This is a genomic window from Methanolobus sp. ZRKC4 (genome assembly GCF_045291305.1).
Taxonomy (GTDB): Archaea; Halobacteriota; Methanosarcinia; order Methanosarcinales; family Methanosarcinaceae; genus Methanolobus.
On record NZ_CP146983.1, the window covers coordinates 612,954 to 630,506 of the forward strand.

General features: G+C 43.4%; 17 protein-coding genes. 11 read left to right on the forward strand and 6 right to left on the reverse strand.

The features are described from left to right. The first annotated feature begins 108 nt into the window (after window positions 1-108). From mutL to V7O67_RS03175, 7 genes are all read left to right on the forward strand, one after another. Entirely contained in the window at window positions 109-2,004 is a 1,896-nt protein-coding gene (gene mutL, locus V7O67_RS03145) for a DNA mismatch repair endonuclease MutL (RefSeq protein ID WP_406670820.1), read from the forward strand. A gap of 44 nt (window positions 2,005-2,048) precedes the next feature. Next, window positions 2,049-3,065 (forward strand): cobalt-precorrin-5B (C(1))-methyltransferase, encoded by a 1,017-nt coding sequence (locus V7O67_RS03150; RefSeq protein WP_406656350.1) that lies wholly within the window; start codon window positions 2,049-2,051, stop codon window positions 3,063-3,065. Then, window positions 3,062-3,643 (forward strand): cobalt-precorrin-7 (C(5))-methyltransferase, encoded by a 582-nt coding sequence (locus V7O67_RS03155; protein WP_406670822.1) that lies wholly within the window; start codon window positions 3,062-3,064, stop codon window positions 3,641-3,643. Before V7O67_RS03150 ends, V7O67_RS03155 begins: the two co-directional genes overlap by 4 nt. 295 nt (window positions 3,644-3,938) lie before the next feature. Next, window positions 3,939-4,634 carry an energy-coupling factor ABC transporter permease gene (locus V7O67_RS03160; RefSeq protein ID WP_406656348.1) on the forward strand — a complete coding sequence of 232 codons (696 nt, stop codon included), beginning with the start codon at window positions 3,939-3,941 and terminating at the stop codon, window positions 4,632-4,634. Further along, a complete protein-coding gene (locus V7O67_RS03165; RefSeq protein ID WP_406670824.1) occupies window positions 4,631-4,924 on the forward strand; it encodes an energy-coupling factor ABC transporter substrate-binding protein in 294 nt (97 codons plus the stop codon). Before V7O67_RS03160 ends, V7O67_RS03165 begins: the two co-directional genes overlap by 4 nt. 522 nt (window positions 4,925-5,446) lie before the next feature. Continuing rightward, window positions 5,447-6,220: a cobalt ECF transporter T component CbiQ gene (gene cbiQ, locus V7O67_RS03170; protein WP_406671417.1), complete on the forward strand. Its 774-nt coding sequence runs from the start codon at window positions 5,447-5,449 to the stop codon at window positions 6,218-6,220. 9 nt (window positions 6,221-6,229) lie between these two features. Continuing rightward, the gene (locus V7O67_RS03175; protein WP_406670826.1) at window positions 6,230-7,567 is read left to right on the forward strand and encodes an energy-coupling factor ABC transporter ATP-binding protein; all 1,338 of its coding nucleotides are present in this window, start codon (window positions 6,230-6,232) and stop codon (window positions 7,565-7,567) included. 13 nt (window positions 7,568-7,580) lie between these two features. On the opposite strand, the gene V7O67_RS03180 is transcribed toward V7O67_RS03175, so the two are convergent. Genes V7O67_RS03180 through V7O67_RS03190 form a run of 3 tightly spaced genes read right to left on the reverse strand, consistent with a single transcriptional unit; the run spans window position 7,581 to window position 9,251 of the window. After that, a complete protein-coding gene (locus V7O67_RS03180) occupies window positions 7,581-8,417 on the reverse strand; it encodes a deoxyribonuclease IV (protein ID WP_342306253.1) in 837 nt (278 codons plus the stop codon). Continuing rightward, complete coding sequence (locus tag V7O67_RS03185) at window positions 8,417-8,749, reverse strand: hypothetical protein (RefSeq protein WP_406670827.1); 333 nt, start codon at window positions 8,747-8,749, stop codon at window positions 8,417-8,419. Before V7O67_RS03185 ends, V7O67_RS03180 begins: the two co-directional genes overlap by 1 nt. Window positions 8,750-8,780: 31 nt before the next feature. After that, window positions 8,781-9,251 carry a phosphopantetheine adenylyltransferase gene (locus V7O67_RS03190; protein ID WP_342306251.1) on the reverse strand — a complete coding sequence of 157 codons (471 nt, stop codon included), beginning with the start codon at window positions 9,249-9,251 and terminating at the stop codon, window positions 8,781-8,783. 146 nt (window positions 9,252-9,397) lie between these two features. On the opposite strand from V7O67_RS03190, the gene radA reads away from it, so the two are divergent. Both radA and V7O67_RS03200 read left to right on the forward strand, forming a co-directional pair. Continuing rightward, window positions 9,398-10,375 carry a DNA repair and recombination protein RadA gene (radA, locus tag V7O67_RS03195; protein ID WP_406656335.1) on the forward strand — a complete coding sequence of 326 codons (978 nt, stop codon included), beginning with the start codon at window positions 9,398-9,400 and terminating at the stop codon, window positions 10,373-10,375. Window positions 10,376-10,579: 204 nt separating this feature from the next. Beyond that, entirely contained in the window at window positions 10,580-11,260 is a 681-nt protein-coding gene (locus V7O67_RS03200; RefSeq protein WP_406670829.1) for a phosphoglycolate phosphatase, read from the forward strand. A gap of 73 nt (window positions 11,261-11,333) precedes the next feature. Here the strand turns inward: V7O67_RS03200 and V7O67_RS03205 are convergent, their stop codons facing one another. Both V7O67_RS03205 and V7O67_RS03210 read right to left on the reverse strand, forming a co-directional pair. Then, window positions 11,334-11,609, reverse strand: coding sequence for a PRC-barrel domain-containing protein (locus tag V7O67_RS03205; RefSeq protein ID WP_406670831.1), 276 nt, complete (start codon window positions 11,607-11,609; stop codon window positions 11,334-11,336). A 48-nt stretch (window positions 11,610-11,657) separates the two neighbouring features. Then, window positions 11,658-13,895 carry a CDC48 family AAA ATPase gene (locus V7O67_RS03210; RefSeq protein WP_406656332.1) on the reverse strand — a complete coding sequence of 746 codons (2,238 nt, stop codon included), beginning with the start codon at window positions 13,893-13,895 and terminating at the stop codon, window positions 11,658-11,660. A 261-nt stretch (window positions 13,896-14,156) separates the two neighbouring features. Between V7O67_RS03210 and V7O67_RS03215 the strand changes: the two genes are divergently transcribed. Both V7O67_RS03215 and V7O67_RS03220 read left to right on the forward strand, forming a co-directional pair. After that, window positions 14,157-14,369 (forward strand): TRAM domain-containing protein, encoded by a 213-nt coding sequence (locus V7O67_RS03215; RefSeq protein ID WP_406670832.1) that lies wholly within the window; start codon window positions 14,157-14,159, stop codon window positions 14,367-14,369. 319 nt (window positions 14,370-14,688) lie between these two features. Further along, complete coding sequence (locus V7O67_RS03220; RefSeq protein ID WP_406670833.1) at window positions 14,689-15,339, forward strand: flavodoxin family protein; 651 nt, start codon at window positions 14,689-14,691, stop codon at window positions 15,337-15,339. Between the two features lie 41 nt (window positions 15,340-15,380). Here V7O67_RS03220 and purL read toward each other — a convergent pair whose 3' ends face one another. Next, a complete protein-coding gene (gene purL, locus V7O67_RS03225; protein ID WP_406670835.1) occupies window positions 15,381-17,528 on the reverse strand; it encodes a phosphoribosylformylglycinamidine synthase subunit PurL in 2,148 nt (715 codons plus the stop codon). Window positions 17,529-17,553: the final 25 nt, after the last annotated feature.

A 17,553-nucleotide genomic window follows, 5' to 3' on the forward strand; every position in this document is an offset into this window, starting at 1 on the left:
AATATCATGCCTGATTTTACCAATTCTGGCAATACAAACACAAAAATACTAACAACCAGATAGTTTCCCGTAAAGATTTCAGAGATACTTGTGGACAGGAAGTAGAAAATGACAGAAGAATCGTGTGATATTTCAGGTTCCAGGATTAAATTGCTGGATGAATCTACTATTAATAAAATTGCAGCAGGGGAAGTTGTAGAAAGACCTGCTTCCGTTGTCAAGGAGCTTCTTGACAATTCAATTGACGCGCATGCCACTGATGTTCGAGTGGAAACAAGGGGGTCCGGCACGAAAAATATTACTGTTGTGGACAATGGTGTCGGAATGAGTCATAACGATGCCTCCTTAGCTTTCCAGAAGCATGCCACCAGCAAGATAAACACTATCGAGGACCTCAACAGAGTCCTGACCCTGGGATTCAGGGGAGAAGCTCTTGCATCTATCTCCTCGGTTGCGAAGGTGGAAATGATCACCCGACAGGAGGGTGAGATCGCGGGCACGAAGGTTGTTGTCGATAGCAGTGGAATAAAAAATATAACTTCTGCAGGCACTGCCGTGGGGACCAGTATACTTGTTAATGACCTGTTCTACAGCACGCCTGCCCGTAAGAAGTACCTTAAAAGTGCTAGGACGGAACTTGCACACATTATCGATGTAGTTTCCCGAAATTCACTTGCACATTCAGATGTTTCATTCACTCTTGTGGTAGATGGTAAGGTAACACTCAGGTCTCCTTCATCAGCTAAAATGCAGGACAGTATTGTCCACCTGTATGGTGCGGATGTGGCTCGTTCGCTTGTTCCGCTGGAATTCAAATCCGATCTCATATCTATCTCAGGATATATCTCAAAACCGGAACTCACAAGAAGCGGGAATGACCTGCAGGCCTTTTTTATAAACAGCAGGAGCATCTCTTCAAAGTTGATCAGCAACGCAGTAAGGCTTGGTTACTACACCCTGCTTCCCAAAGGAAGGTACCCTGCAGCATTCCTGAAATTCACCATCAATCCGATTAACGTCGATGTCAATGTGCATCCCACTAAGAGAGAAGTTCGGTTGAGTCATGAAAAGGAAATAGAAGCTATGGTTATTTCTGCCGTAGAGGATGCCCTTGGAAGAGAATCACTGGTTCCTGAAATACAGGTTAAGAAAAAGGATGTGCCTGTCCAGGTTCTTTTATCAGGATCCAAAGAGAAAGAAGAACAGGGACTCGTTAAAACATCGGATAAGTCGGATGGGTCTGATACTGTTGAGGAGGCGCCTTACATTTCAGGTGAATCACATGATATTTCCCTACAGGATGCTGTCATCAAAGAAAACAAGGAGCCTTATCATTATCCTGCAAAGGACACTCAGAAGCGGTTGAAGAAAAGTGAAAGGTTGCAGATGAGTGTTACTTCCAATGAAGTAACAGAGCTCAGCAGTTCTTTCAAACCATCTGATGTGAAAGTGTACGGTCAGTACGGTGATCTTTACATAATCAGTGAGATGGATGGCAAACTCATACTCATTGACCAGCATGCTGCACATGAGCGTATTATGTATGAGGAAGTGCTCAGGATGCAGGACATGGGGTGGCAGGAACTTATTACACCTGTGACACTTGATCTGAGCCAGAAGGAAAAAGCCATAATTGAAGATTTCATTCCTGATCTGGAGAATATAGGTTTTTCAATTTCTGAATTTGGTCCGAAGAGCTATGTAGTTACAACGGTTCCGAGTATTTTTGGGAAGCTTGAGGATACTGATGTCATTCACGATATCATCTCCGACCTTCTATCCACCGGAAGAGTGAAAGAGGACACTGAGAGGTATGATCTTCTTTGTAGTACAATGGCATGCAGGGCAGCTATCAAGGCAGGTGCGGTATGCAGTACAAAACAGATGGAAGAACTTATCCGTCAACTGATGCGCTGCGGTAATCCATATACGTGTCCACATGGTCGTCCTACTATGATTTCCTTTACTAAAGATGAACTGGCAAAGCTCTTTAAAAGGACCTGATGGAGTCGGTAAATTTTAAAAGTATGGAGGACAATTGACCTGAGATGATCGACCCGGTAAACAAATCCAAGATTCCCGATGAATGGCTTGAGCGCTCGAAATTTCCCCGCAAAGAACTGGAGGAAGGCATAAAGAGCGGGATGCTTGTTGTGCTGAGCGACGGCTCCGTACTGAAGAGGGGTTATACTACCGGGACAACAGCTGCTCTTGCTGCAAAGGCAGCGGTCATGTCACTGAAGGAAGACATAACTCATGTATCTGTCCCGACGCCTGTAGGACTGCGTGCCGAACTGGATGTTAAGGCAAGCAAAGGACATGCTGTTGCCGCTAAGATCAGTAATGATCATGAGTCGGATATCACAAGAGGACTTGAATTCGTAGCCGATGCAAAGGAAGCTGATGACATTTCAGTATATGCAGGCCAGGGAATAGGAATTGTGACCCGTAGTGGCCTCGAATCAAAAAAAGGACATCCTGCAATCAATCCACGTCCCATGGAGCAAATAAGAGCTTCAATTGCAGAGGCCGTGGAAGAACTTGGGCTCAAGGGTGCTGAAGTCACTATTTATCTCCCGGAAGGAAAGGAGATTGCAAAACAGACCCTAAACAGCCGTATAGGCGTCATTGACGGTATATCTATACTGGGTACTACTGGTTTCGTTGAGCCATGGAATGACCACCTTGGAGAAATGAAAGGAGACCTCATCAGGGACTCTGACAAGGTTGTGCTTACAACCGGCAGGATAGGAATACGCTATTCCACAATGCTCTTTCCTGACCATACAGTCGTACTTGCAGGCAGCCGTATAAGCGAGGCGCTTGAAGCTGCCAAAGGAGAAGTTGTAATTTGTGGTCTTCCCGGGCTTGTTCTTAAATGGGGTGACCCGGAAATGCTTAAAGACAGCGGATTTGCAACCGTTGTGGAAATGCTTGAACTTGATCCTGGAAATGAGCGTCTTAAAAGAGCCTTCGATATGGCTGTTGAGAAAGGAAAAGGAGCTCGTATCGTAGTTGTTGCCAGGGATGGAACGGTACTGATGGACAGTGGTGGGAAAGAATGATAATTGTAGGTGTGGGTGTTGGCCCCGGAATGCTGACCCAGGAAGCAATCGAGGCAATAAGCAGTGCGCCTGTGGTATATGGTTCCAAAAGGGCCATCGAACTCGCCCGAGATCACATCAAATGTGAAGCCCACCCTATCAAGAGTTTCAAAAACCTGCATCTTCTGCCTGCTGATGCAGTAATACTTTCTACAGGAGATCCAATGTTTTCCGGGCTCGGAAAGTTCGCAGGAGAAAATGACAGGGTTATTACCGGTGTTTCATCCATACAGGCTGCATGTGCACGTTTTCATGTAGAGATGTCAAATCTTGCCATGATAACAGCCCACGGCAGGGACCCTGCTCCGGCAAAAGAAGCTTTCATCAGGGAAATTAACCTTGGCAAGAACATTTTTCTCCTTCCGGCTGATAGCTTCGGCCCTAAGGAAGTTGCGGCAGTTCTTCAGGAAATGAATGTTAATGCTCGTATATGCATCTACGAGGATATAGGATATCCACATGAACGTGCGGTATGCGGTACAGTAGATGAACCGCCGGAGAATCATTCTGACATGTATTGCATTGTGATTGTTCGTTAGATCATCGCAAAAAAGCTTATTTTTCATAGTTACACAATTTATTCTGTTTTGATTGTTTTCCCATATTCTTCTCTTCATGAATGTATTTTAGTGATATACGGCACTGTATGTGATAACGTTAATGTATTGATATGTAAATAAGTATAATCTAATAAGATAACACTGTTAATCATCTTCACAAATCGTTATCTTTATGTATAATAACATATTACATCCATTATCGAAAACAGATTTAATTGATTATATATGGTGCTCTTATTGATTTATGGTGATTAAAAATGGAAGGTGATATTAATTGCACATATTTGAAGGTTTTCTGCCCGCGCCTTGGTGGCTGATTTGGACATTAATCTCTATCCCTGTTATAATGTATGGTATGTACCAGTTAAATAAACTGGTTAGCAAGAATCGTGAAATTGTGCCTCTGCTTGCTGTTGCAGGTGCTTTTATTTTCGTACTTTCATCCCTGAAGCTTCCTTCTGTTACGGGAAGTTCCTCACACCCCACGGGTACCGGAATGTCGGCAATTCTATTCGGACCTGCCATTACTTCCGTGCTTAGTGTAATAGTACTGTTGTACCAGTCACTATTCCTGGCACACGGAGGCCTGACTACCCTGGGTGCAAACGTATTCTCTATGGGAATCGCTGGTCCTTTTGTTGCTTTCATGTTCTATAAAGCAGCATCAAAAGCAGGTATGAATTTCTACCTGAATGTGTTCCTTGCAACGGCGATTGCTGATTGGATAACTTATGTCATAACGTCCTTGCAGCTCGCGCTGGCATTCCCTGCGGCGCAAGGAGGGATACTAGCTTCGTTCACGGCATTTGCGGCCGTATTTGCGACAACGCAAGTACCTCTTGCAATTATGGAGGGTGCCCTCACCGCACTGATCATGAAATATGTGGTGCAGATCAAGAGCGATGTGCTTGTGGACCTTAACGTACTCACATCTTCCGCTGTCACAAAACTCAAGGAGACTATGCAATGAAGCTCGAATACATTGTCGGTATAATTGTGATACTTTTCGCTGTCCAGTTCCTCTATGGAGTAGCTGCCAACCCGGAGTCAGAATTCGGCGGAGCGGACGGGTCAGCAGGAGATTTTGTTTCTGAAATAGATCCAACCTATGAACCTACAGAACCATGGTTCACTAAATACCTATTTGAGCCACCAGGCGGAGAAACAGAAAGCTTGCTCTTTGCACTTCAGGCCGCTTTTGGTGCAATTGTAATCGGATATACAATTGGTTACTATAAGGGAAAAGGCGCGAGTAAGTAAAATGACATGTGTGTCTCCATCAGGGATATATAATTGTTATTTTATTTTCCATTCTTTCCTATTTTGTAACTATTCAGCCTGGCACGATTTGCCTATTGGTACTGATTTCATCGAAATAGAGATGTCTGCTCACTAACAATCTAACAATCAAAAAAGCAATCAATAGCAACAATCAAAATAAATGATCCTAATGAAATTTACGTTTCAACTTTTTGTCAAGATTGTTATTGATAGCGTTTTTATCAGGCTGAATAGTTACCCTATTTTTATTTTAATTATGTATGTTGGTTTCAGTAAATCAACTATTTTTTCTTTGAGTTCTTAACTATGGTCTGGACAGTTCTAGCATTATACGCAAATTCCAAAAATTGGGCAACACTCAGGCATCTTATTGATTATGGTTTCTAACGATATATTTATGTATAATGCACAGTTTCTTATTTTCTAACAATTGTAATCCAAGTTAAATAAAGTTAAATTTATTTATTACTGTATTTTATTAACGTGATTGAAAAATGACATATATTAGATGACTACGCCGTACTAAGTCCCCTCAGGTACAAGAATAACTGGCTCAAATTAGCGATTGTTACTTTTGGGATTCTCGCAGGCGTTTCATCAAACTCTCCATTCGTTCCTTTTGTCATAGCTTTATGCATGGCTTTCGCAACAATTCATTTCGGACAGATTCCTGCAAAATTCTACCTGAAACTATTGGCAGTACCTGCAGGTTTTGTTCTGGTAAGCGTTGTAATAATTGCATTCTTCTTTGGAGAAGGTGTTAAACTATTTTCCTTTGAGGTCCTGGGCTTCACCTTTGGCGTGAGTTCAGCCGGCCTGAAGATGGCCATGCTGGTACTTGCAAGGACTCTGGGAGGTATGTCATGCCTGTTCTTCCTCTCCCTCACCACTCCCATGATAGAACTCTTTTCGGTCCTCAAGGCTACAAAAGTTCCTGATTCCTTCATTGAAATCGCTATGATGATGTACCGCTACATCTTTGTCTTCCTTGAAGTGGCAATGGGTGTTAAGTATGCACAAACAGTCAGATTGGGGTATAAGGATTTCAAAACATCTTTCAATTCCATGGTAATGCTCGGGACAAATCTTTTTATAAGATCCTGGGAACAGGGAGAAAAGCTCTACGTGTCGATGAATTCAAGATGTTATGACGGCAAACTTATCCTGCTTGATGAAAAAAGGCCTGTGAAGATGAATGAGATAATGCTCACGTCCGCCTACTTCGCACTGGTCATCATGGTATTTTACTTTACCAGGGGAATGTTCGTTGTTTGAGGTGAAAAGATGGCAATACTAGAAACAAGGAATCTTGGTTTTTCCTATCCTGATGGTACAGTTGCTCTGGACAACATCAATGTAAAAATTGAAAAAGGGAAAAAGATTGCATTTGTTGGCCGTAATGGTTCAGGCAAATCCACATTGTTCCTTACAATGAACGGAACTCACAGACCAAAGAAAGGCGAGATACTTTTCCATGATAAACCCCTGAAATATGATTCAAAATTTCTCAGGGAACTAAGGAAAAATGTCGGCATTGTTTTCCAGAGTTCCGATGACCAGATATTCGCTCCCACAATCTACCAAGATGTAGCATTCGGACCTACCAATCTGGGATATTCGAAGGAGAAGGTAGAGGAAATCGTTCACAACGCCCTTGAATATGTCGGATTGATGCATCTTAAGGACAAACCTCCTCACCACCTGAGCGGGGGACAGAAAAAAAGAGTTGCAATCGCAGGTATTGTTGCAATGGATCCTGAGATCATCATTCTTGACGAGCCTCTTGCAAACCTGGACCCTGTCGGAGCAGACGAAGTTATGGACCTGCTTAATGAACTGAACTACTTCGGCAAGACTATAATTATTTCAACCCACGATGTGGATCTGGCCTACGGCTGGGCAGATTACGTATTTTTGATGAACGAGCACAAGATCATCAGCGAAGGCACAGCGGAAGAAATATTCATGCAGACCGAGAAGCTCAAGGAGGCCTATCTCAAAAGACCGATTACGCTTGAGATATATGATGAAATTAGAAAGAGGGGTATTGCTCGTGCTTCGAAGCCCCCGCGTGATATTCCTGATCTTGTCCACACATTGAGACCACAACATCTCATGTGGGTGGATGTCCCACCTGAGGTTAAAGAGGGAGATTACATCAACCTTGGCATACTCTATGGAGAATATTCCCAGGATTCCGCATACGAAGCCGCAAATTGTAAGGTCCTGCACATTCACGAAGAAGGACTGGCAATAGTTGAAATGGACAGGAAATCTATCAGGGCAGGTTTCATTGGTATTTATGATACCGCCAGATATTCCAGAGAAGAGCTTTTAGAGATCATGAAGCGTGACGGAATCGAGTGCATAGGTGCCATGGGCAAGAAAAGCAAGCTTCTGGCCGAAAAGGATGAAATCTATCTTGATGTGACCGCAGGGGTCGTTGATCGTTCCATACTTAACGCACTTGCAGGCCAGAGGTGCCTCATCCTTACAAACGGAGGAATGGTATGGCACGCAATGGACAGGATAAAGGATTATATGGAAAAGAGCGGGCTGAATATTCCTGTAGGAGTTGTGAATGGCGACTCTATAAAAGGTGAAAGTGAAGGTCCACGCTGAGCAAAAAAGGCAATCATTCACTCTTATATGTCTTTTTTAGAAGGAGTGCATCGCCCTCGTTATCCGGGCTTTCGCAGATCAAAGTACCTTTCACTTTGAAATCCTTTAATGCTCTCATAAGTTCTGTATATTGAAGATCGGACTCATCAAGGTTAAGATGGTTCCTTTCTCCTTTTTCACCGTATTCAATGCCTGATACATGCATATGCATGTCATCCAGACCTTCTCTGCCAAGTTCATTCTCAACCAGTTCCAGTGTGGAAGCGAATTCTTCATAACTGTTCTCAGCGCCTCCACTCCTTGCATGCAGGTGTGCAAAATCAATACATGGAAGTACATTCTCTATCTCACTGCTCAGTTTCACGTTCTCCTGGAGGCTTCCGAACTGGGTTCCCTTACCGGTGGTTTCCGGGCGAAGGATTACTTCTATGCCTTCATCAACCAATCGGGCAGTTAGCTGTTTCAGCAGTAAGAATACTTTTTCGTACACTTTATCAGGTTCACCTTTCTGGTAGTATGCAGGGTGGAATACAATATTTCGTGCGCCGCAAAGACTGCCAATCTTTGATGACTTGTATATTCTTTCAATGCTTGCATCAACTTTCTCTGGTTCGGCTGAGTTCAGGTTGATGTAGTAAGGGGCATGCACGCTCAATGAAATTCTCTCATTCTCAGATGTTTCAAGGACTTGTCCTGCAGTGGCTTCTCCCATTTTGACTCCACGAACGAATTCAAGCTCCATACAGCCAAGTCCAAGTTCTTTAACCCTTTCAATGCCTGATATGCTGTTTCTTTTTTTAGAGCTCTTTGGTGTTCCTGCAGTTCCGAAAAGCAGCTTTGATGGCTTCATTATGCCATTCCTAGCTTTGCCTTTAGTTCCTTCAATTTTTCGGTTGAAAGTTTCTCTTCGATCAATTCCAGAACGGTATCTACATCGTCTTCCTCAAGTGATCTGATGTCTTCTTTTCCTTCCATAGCAAGCTGGAAAATATACTCCATTTCTTCTTTGTCAAGCTTGTTCATCCTGTTCCTGAAATCGTCTCCGTCTTCTGCTATCTTGTGCGACAGGGGTCGAAGGATAAAAGGATAGTTATGTCCGGCATTAGACATGGTATTTCCACTAAGTTCCGGTGCAAGCTTGTTAAAGATCTTATTGTCCATTTCGTTGAATACTCTGCCCATGGAACTTAGTTGTAAAAAATAGTTTATAAAATTATGTTTCGGGAGTGAATTTCATATGTCCGTGAATATCTATCTCTCCCTGTGCTATCCTTGTTGATGAGATGGGTTTTTCGTCATCTGCAAGCATGTAATCGATCATGACGACGTGTATACTCTTCATTTCCTTATCACTTCTGAGCTCGTTTATCTTCAGGGCAACAGAATGAGTCTCAGGGGAGACTACGATGTAGTCATAGTTCTCAGTGAGTGTTTTTCCATAGGGGCCATTAAGTTCTATGATCCTGAAATTCTGGTGATCAGATATTTCATTTATGTATCGAAGCAGTTTATCTTTGCGAATATTGTAATCTGGAACTCCGCGTGGACGCTTATTTGCCATCTCATTGGACGTGAGGCCGATATCAACATTTCCGTCTTCAGCAAGTTCGAATGCTTTTCTTAACAGTTTTTTATGTCCGTCATGAAGACATTCGAAGGTTCCACCGACTACTACTCTGGCCATTCCTCCTTAATACTTGCTTTTGAAGATAAGTCTTGTGTTATAAATAATACTTTCACTCCGCTCTCTTCAGGTATATATACTCACAGGATAATTAAGTACCTGATTGTGCACCAAAAGGAAAACATGTGCACCTATGGAGTAATAAAATGCCTGAAGTACTATTAGAAGACCTGGATCATGTGGGTCCGGCAACTGCACAGAAGCTGATGGAAGCCGGATTTACGACTGTTGAAGCAATTGCTGTATCATCACCTGCGGAACTTGCAACTGCAGCCGATATTGGGGAGTCCACTGCTGCAAAGATAATACTGGCTGCACGCCAATCTGCAGACATAGGTGGCTTTGAAACCGGAGATGTTGTAATGGAGCGCAGAAAGCTTGTTGGAAAACTATCCACAGGTTGCGTTGAATTTGATGAGATGATGGGAGGAGGAATTGACACCCAGGCAATTACCGAAATGTATGGTGAATTCGGTTCAGGAAAAACACAGGTTGCACACCAGCTTGCTGTGAACGTACAACTGCCACAGGAGCAAGGTGGCCTTGATGGCTCCGTCATAATAATCGATACGGAAAACACCTTCAGGCCGGAAAGAATTAAACAAATGGTAGACGGCCTTTCAGAAAAATATGGCATGGAATATGATCCGGAAGAATTCCTGAAAAATATACGGGTAGCACGTGCCTTTAATTCCAATCACCAGATACTGCTTGTGGATTCGGCACTGGAGATGGCTAACGAATTAAAAGATACTGAAAAGCCAGTTAAGCTCATTATTGTAGACTCCCTTACAGCTCATTTCAGGGCCGAGTATATCGGCAGAGGAACCCTTGCTGACAGGCAGCAGAAGCTGAACAAACACCTTCATGGGCTGCAAAGGTTCGGGGATCTTAACAATGCATGCGTCATCGTTACAAATCAGGTAATGTCAAAACCTGATGCGTTCTTTGGAGATCCGACAAAGCCAATAGGAGGACACATTGTTGGCCATACCGCAACCTTCAGGTTGTACCTGCGCAAATCCAAGGGCGATAAGAGAATCGTAAGACTTGTTGACTCACCAAATCTTCCTGATGGCGAAGCAATAATTTCAGTAACAACGCCCGGACTGCGTGATCCTTAATACTGAATGGTTTATCAGGGAATCTCTTTAAAAGGGATTCTCCCTCTCTTTTTAAGGTATGATTTGCATCCATTCCTGTTGAACAGGGATGTTCGGTTTTATTCTTCATAGTTTTCTCTAAAAGCCTGAAGTCTATTGAAATCTCATTGAACTATCCGAAGCATCGAAAACACTTAAATCTCTCTCTCTTCTTATCTATTGTTTATGAAATACAAGGCTCTTGTAATTGACATAGATGGCACTATTACTCATATGGATCGCAAGCTTAGCCTCAAGGCAGCTGCAAAACTGCGTTCACTTGACATTCCTGTTGTAATTGCAACCGGGAACGTTCTATGTTATGCCAAAGCCACAGCAAAGTTGGTAGGTGTGTGCTGCAATATTATAGCTGAAAATGGTGGTGTTATAATTGATGGGTTTGACAATGAGCCAATTGTTTCAGATGTTATTCATGAGTGCGAGGCTGCATATGAATTCCTTTCTTCCAGTTTTGAGATGGAGAAACTTGATCCTGTGCACAGGAAAACGGAAATTGTTCTCAGAAGAAATTTTGATCTTGAACAGGCAAGGACTTTACTTATAAACAGTGAGATAGATGTGGAAATAATTGATACCCATTTTGCCATACACATCAAAAGCAAAAAAATCAACAAAGGAACCGGCCTTACAAGAATGGCTGAAATGATGGGACTTAGTACATGTGATTTTGTCGCCATCGGCGATTCGGTGAATGATGTTGAACTTCTTGATGCCGCAGGATTTGCTATTGCAGTATCAAATGCCGATGACTTCCTTAAAGAAGTTGCCGACTACGTGACAAAGGAACCCTATGGAGAAGGGACAGCAGAAGCTGTAGATTTCCTTTTAACCAAGGGTATGATCTAATACTCTTGTATGCTAAAAATTAGAATCGATGGCAGAACTGCAAAGGTGGATTCACACTTTGCAGTCTGAAAATTTACATGCTGATATTTTCAGTAGCCAGTCCACGTGCGATATTCTTATCGACGACAATATAGTCCTTGATGGCCCTTACGGATTCAAAGGGCAATAATATATATTGGTCGTCGGTCTGGTACTTAGAGGTATCCAGACTCATGTCAGGTTTTACTATCAGGTCGATCAGGCTACCCGTTCTGACATCCATCACAATATTGAAGAGGATGCCTATCTCTGTGCCATCGGTTGCCATAACCTGTTTGCTTGAAAGGTTTTTTGCAAAGACATTAGCCATTTTCATTCACCCCTGAATATAATATTAACTCTCAAATTTTTGATATATTTATCTGTATCCTATATAAGCACTTGGTTCTTCTTTCTTGGCACCGCCCTTGAACTGCGCCTGAATCTTCTCATAATACTCGATGAGGTTCTCGGATAGAGTTGGCCTTACTTTTGTGAGGGCCTCTTTGAAATACTTCATTCCAACCTTCTCATTCTCAAAATTATCCCTCAGCGAAAGCATAACAGCTTCCCTGCATACGGCTTCTATATCGGAACCTACAAAACCTTCTGTGGAACTGGCAAGCTCATCAATTGTGACATCGTCCCCAAGAGGAATGTCCCTGGTGTGTATTTTGAAAATATCCTTTCTACCGGCAAGAGTTGATTGACCTACAAGTACAAGCCTGTCAAACCTACCTGAGCGAAGAAGTGCAGGATCAAGAATATCAGGACGGTTTGTAGCCGCTATCACTACGATCTCCTTTAGAGGTTCAAGGCCGTCAAGTTCGGTAAGCAACTGGTTTACTATCCTCTCGGATACTTTACCGTCTTCTGTTATCGCACTCCTCATTGGTGCGATAGAATCGATCTCATCAAAGAACACGATACATGGGGCTACCTGCCTTGCTTTCTTAAAAGTTTCACGAATAGCTTTCTCGGACTCACCTACCCATTTTGACAGCATCTGGGGTCCTTTGATACTTATGAAATTAGCATTTGATTCGTTTGCCACTGCCTGGGCGATTAATGTTTTTCCGGTACCGGGAGGACCGAACAGCAAAACACCCTTGGGAGGTTTGATACCCATCTGCACAAACTTTTCAGGCCTCGTGAGGGGCCATTCCACAGCTTCAACGATATCCTGTTTAGCTTTATTAAGACCACCAACGTCATCCCATTTCACAGAAGGAATCTCAACAAGAACCTCTCTCATTGCCGAAGGCTCTATTTCCCGGAGTGCTGTTTCAAAATCATCCCTGCTGACACTTAACATGTCAAGGATCTCAGGTGCGATTTCCTCTTCCTCAAGATTTATGTCGGGAAGTGCACGCCTGAGCGATTTCATTGCAGCTTCCTGGACCAGTGCCAGCAAATCAGCACCAACGAAGGCCTGTGTATGCTGTGCCAGGTATTCAAGGAATTCCTCAGTCACATCCTCACTAAGAGGTACTCCTCTTGTGTGGATCTGGAGAATTTCAAGGCGATCATCATTGTCAGGAACTCCGATTTCGATTTCCCGGTCAAACCTGCCGGGCCTGCGCAATGCCGGGTCTATGGCATCCAGGCGGTTGGTTGCACCGATAACAACGACCTGGCCTCTTTCTTCGAGACCGTCCATCATGGTCAGCAGTTGGGCAACAACCCTCCGCTCCACCTCACCGGTGACATTCTGTCTCTTCGGAGCAATAGAATCAATCTCATCGATGAACACTATAGAGGGAGCATTGTCCTCTGCCTCTTCGAATATCTTGCGTATACGCTCCTCGCTCTCACCGTAATACTTACCCATTATCTCAGGACCTGCGATGTAGAGGAAGTTTGCTCTTGATTCGTTTGCAACCGCCTTTGCTATCAGGGTTTTACCAGTGCCGGGAGGGCCGTACAGTATAATACCTTTAGGCGGTTCGATATTGAGTCTCTGGAAAAGTTCAGGGTGTTTAAGAGGGAGCTCTATCATTTCCCTTACGCGCTGTATTTCTGAGCCGAGACCTCCTATATCCTCGTATGTAACACCTCTTGTAGCACCATCATATCCCCTGACAGGCTTCTGTCGAAGCTCGATTTCTGTGATCTCTCCGATAATGATAATAGTGTCCTCAGGATCTGTTTCAACGGCAATAAGTGGTATTGCCTGGCCACCAGACATCTGGGTAGACATTGGCTGTGTCATAGAACTGATAATAGGAATAACATCCCCCTCTACAAGAGGTCTTTTCATGATGTTCCTCTTAATTATCTCATTAATGTGACTGCCAAACTCCATAGTCACGCCTTCGGGAGGAGCAAGGACTACCTTGTTGGCAATCTCAATCTCTGCTTTTCTGATTATGATCCTTTCCCCGATGCCCACACCTGCATTCTGCCTGATGAAACCGTCTATTCGGACTATTCCCTGTCCCCAATCCTGTCTTTCAGCTCTCCAAACCTTGGCTGCGGTCCTTCTCTTACCCTCGATCTCAACGATATCCCCGGGCGACAGTTGTAAGCTTAGAAGGGTTGTCGGATCCAACCGAACAATACCTCTCCCAAAGTCATTTGGATGCGCTTTTTCTACTTTGATCTGTACTTCGTCCATGGTTTCATCCCTACAATTATTATGAATCAATAGTGTGATTGTGATTTATATCTATCTATTTTATTCTAAAGAATAAATAAGATATGGTGTCCAGCTTTATTTAGGATGTTCCTTCTTTTCACGAACATTTAAATATCAGGTGTGTATATTTATCGCTGTAAGGTATAATACTATTCTGAGATTCTGTTTAATTGGATTTTATCTATGGCGGTTTTCAGTATGGTTTTAGTCTTATCTTTGAATTAAAGGACGTGCATTATTTTGTTTAATAACAATGACAGAGAATCAACAGCACCAATCGCTGTCGGAGAGACCTACGAAGTAACAATACAGGATATTGCAAGAGAAGGAGACGGAATAGCAAGGATAGAAGGTTTTGTTATCTTTGTACCACAGACCCAGGTCGGCGATACTGTAAATATCAAGATCACAAGAGTATTGCGTAAATTTGCTTTTGGAGAGAAAGACGAGTAATTCTTCAAAGAATGGTTTTTACCATTCTTTAACACTCTTTTTTATTCTTATTTTTGTTTCCTTGTAACTATTCAGCCTGGCACGATTTGCCTATTGGTACTGATTTCATCGAAATAGAGATGTCTGCTCACTAACAATCTAACAATCAAAAAAGCAATCAATAGCAACAATCAAAATAAATGATCCTAATGAAATTTACGTTTCAACTTTTTGTCAAGATTGTTATTGATAGCGTTTTTATCAGGCTGAATAGTTACGTTTCCTTTTCATATTCCGCATAAGGAAATGTATTTATGTTTCAATGAACCATCATTTTAGTATGGGGCTAAAAGCATTATTCTTGAACTGTACATTGAAGAGATCTCCTGAAATTTCCAATACAAGAGCATTGGTTGACAAAGCAGTCAAACTCTTTTCTGAAATGGATATCGAAACCGAGATAATAAGGGTTGTTGACTACAATGTCAAATTCGGTGTCAGTTCGGATGAAGGCGAAAGCGATGAATGGCCTCAGATATTGAAGAAGGTAAAAGAATGTGACATTCTTGTTATTGCCACTCCGATATGGTTTGGTGTGCGTTCTTCGATTTCACAACTTGTTATGGAAAGGCTTGATGGAACTTATGATGAAGAAGATCCTGAAACCGGACAGTTCCCTCTTTACGGCAAAGTTGCAGGAGTCCTTGTAACGGGTAACGAGGATGGCGCACACAACGTAGCAGCCAATACACTATTCAATCTTACCCATCTGGGATGTACTATTCCACCTAACGTCGATAGCTATTGGGTTGGAGATGCCGGACCGGGCCCAAGTTACATAGAAGCAGGTGGTCAGAGGCACCTCTATACGAACAAGACTGTTCGATACATGGTTTATAATCTGGCATTTTTTGCCGAATTACTGAGGAGTAATCCTATAACAACAAACATCAATGAATTGTATGAGGATGCCCTCAAGGAAAGCGAATAGTCTTTTCTTTTAAAATTAAAAAAGTAAAGGATTGATGATGGTTATTCCATCATCAATGCCATGAGGCTGTCTCTTGCTTCTTTTATTTCATCAGGGGTCAGCTGGATATTTGAATCTCCTATACGGATGTCCAATGTCTTTCCACTAACTGTTCCAATCACTGCATATGGTACATCTTTTAGTAAATCTGTAACAACATCAGGTTCTGAAGTAACTACCAGTGCCCTTGCATAGGATTCGGAGAACAGTATGTCATCTGCCCTGAGGCTCTCTCCTACATTGCTCAAATCGACATCTGCACCGTAGTTCTCACACATTTCACAAATGGAAGCTGCAATTCCTCCAAGTGCTACATCGTGGGATGCTGTGAGCTTTCCGCTTTTTGCAAGGTCTATGAGCGTATCGATTATCTTGGTGGTATTTTCCGGTGGCTGTGGTGCGTTTCCATCATTTTCCTTTCCAATGATGTTGTAATATTCCGAGCCACCAAGCTCATCTTTTGTGATTCCGACAAGGAAGATCGTGTCTCCTTCATTCATGAAAAGACCAGAAGGGGCCATGGTGACATCTTCAACGTATCCGACAAGACCGATAGAGGGAGTAGGAGCAATCGCAGTCTTGAACTCCTCACTCTCATTGTAGAGAGATACGTTTCCACCAACTACGGGGATAGACAATTCCCTTGCAGCATCCCCAAGTCCCAGGATAGCCTGTTTGAACTGCCAGTATATATCAGGCCTTTCCGGATTACCAAAATTCAGGCAATCGACAAGAGCTATACCGTACGCACCCTTGACAGCCAGGTTCATAGCATTCTCGGTGACTGTACCCTTTCCTCCCTGATACGGGTCCAAAAGGGTGTGCTTTGGATTGCATCCACAGGAAAGTGCAATTCCCTCGTTTCCATCTATGCGCAGTATGCCTGCATCATCACCTGGCTTTGCTACTGTTCTTAGCTGCACCTCATGGTCATACTGCCTGTATATCCATTTCTTGGAAGCCACATTGTGGGATGACAACAAGTCAAGTACTGTTTGCTTCAGGTCTGCTGGTATGTCTGGCTTATCTCCGATGTCACGTGGAGCAGGAGCTTCTGAAGGGCGCTCAAACGTTGGTGCTCCTTCTGTTAACTCTTTGATGGGTATATCGGCAACTACCTCTCCCTTGAACTCCACGGTATATGTCAGTTCCTCAGTAAGTTCTCCTATCATGCTGCCATTGAGGTCGTATTTTTCAGCAATGTCCAGAACAGCCTGGACATTCTGAGGCTCTACCTCAAGCAGCATGCGTTCCTGTGATTCGGCAATAAGTATTTCATAAGGTGTCATGCCGGTTTCACGCAGGATCACATTATCTGCGATGATGTTCATCCCCAGATTGCCCTTGGATGCCATCTCCGAACTTGCACCGGCAAGCCCGGCTGCCCCAAGGTCCCTGCAAGACTTTACATATCCTTTCCCGATTGCCTCAAGGGTTGCCTCTATCACGAGTTTCTCTGTGAACGGGTCACCGATCTGGATACTTGGCCTGTCCTCTGCCTCAGATGATTCAGAAAGATCCCTTGATGCAAAAGAAGCCCCTCCGAGTCCGTCTCTTCCGGTTGTAGAGCCCATCAGCACGAGTTTGTTGCCTGCCTTCTGTGCACATGCCGTAACAATGTTCTCCTCACGCGCAAGGCCCACACACACTACGTTCACAAGAGGGTTCCCACTGTAGGATTCGTCGAACAGTGCTTCTCCTCGCACTACAGGCACACCGATGCAATTGCCATATCCGGCAATACCCTCGATTATATGCTCGAAAAGATAGAGGTTCTTCGGGTTGTCAAGAGGTCCGAAGTAAAGAGGATCCATCAGTGCAATAGGACGTGCACCCATAGAGATGATATCACGTACAATTCCTCCGACACCAGTTGCAGCCCCATTGTAAGGATCCACATATGAAGGATGATTGTGGCTTTCCATTCCTACGGCAAGAGCCCAGCCATTTCCAAACCTGATGATAGCAGCATCATCACCCGGGCCAATGATCACACGGTCTCCCGTGGTCGTGAAGGTTTTTAATAATGGTGCGCTTGAACGATATGAACAGTGTTCACTCCAGAGATTCAGGAAACATCCCTGTTCCACAAGGTTTGGCTCCCTTCCCATCTCTTTAGTTACTATATTAAGATCATTTTCAGGTAACATTGATGTGCCTCTGGTTTAATATGAT

Excerpts from the sequence above, each read along its gene's own strand:
- mutL (WP_406670820.1), top strand. The coding sequence starts at position 109 with ATGACAGAAGAATCGTGTGATATTTCAGGTTCCAGGATTAAATTGCTG.
- V7O67_RS03150 (WP_406656350.1), top strand. The coding sequence starts at position 2,049 with ATGATCGACCCGGTAAACAAATCCAAGATTCCCGATGAATGGCTTGAG.
- V7O67_RS03155 (WP_406670822.1), top strand. The coding sequence starts at position 3,062 with ATGATAATTGTAGGTGTGGGTGTTGGCCCCGGAATGCTGACCCAGGAA.
- V7O67_RS03165 (WP_406670824.1), top strand. The coding sequence starts at position 4,631 with ATGAAGCTCGAATACATTGTCGGTATAATTGTGATACTTTTCGCTGTC.
- V7O67_RS03175 (WP_406670826.1), top strand. The coding sequence starts at position 6,230 with ATGGCAATACTAGAAACAAGGAATCTTGGTTTTTCCTATCCTGATGGT.
- V7O67_RS03180 (WP_342306253.1), bottom strand. The coding sequence starts at position 8,417 with ATGAAGCCATCAAAGCTGCTTTTCGGAACTGCAGGAACACCAAAGAGC.
- V7O67_RS03185 (WP_406670827.1), bottom strand. The coding sequence starts at position 8,749 with ATGGGCAGAGTATTCAACGAAATGGACAATAAGATCTTTAACAAGCTT.
- V7O67_RS03190 (WP_342306251.1), bottom strand. The coding sequence starts at position 9,251 with ATGGCCAGAGTAGTAGTCGGTGGAACCTTCGAATGTCTTCATGACGGA.
- radA (WP_406656335.1), top strand. The coding sequence starts at position 9,398 with ATGCCTGAAGTACTATTAGAAGACCTGGATCATGTGGGTCCGGCAACT.
- V7O67_RS03200 (WP_406670829.1), top strand. The coding sequence starts at position 10,580 with ATGAAATACAAGGCTCTTGTAATTGACATAGATGGCACTATTACTCAT.
- V7O67_RS03205 (WP_406670831.1), bottom strand. The coding sequence starts at position 11,609 with ATGGCTAATGTCTTTGCAAAAAACCTTTCAAGCAAACAGGTTATGGCA.
- V7O67_RS03210 (WP_406656332.1), bottom strand. The coding sequence starts at position 13,895 with ATGGACGAAGTACAGATCAAAGTAGAAAAAGCGCATCCAAATGACTTT.
- V7O67_RS03220 (WP_406670833.1), top strand. The coding sequence starts at position 14,689 with ATGGGGCTAAAAGCATTATTCTTGAACTGTACATTGAAGAGATCTCCT.
- purL (WP_406670835.1), bottom strand. The coding sequence starts at position 17,528 with ATGTTACCTGAAAATGATCTTAATATAGTAACTAAAGAGATGGGAAGG.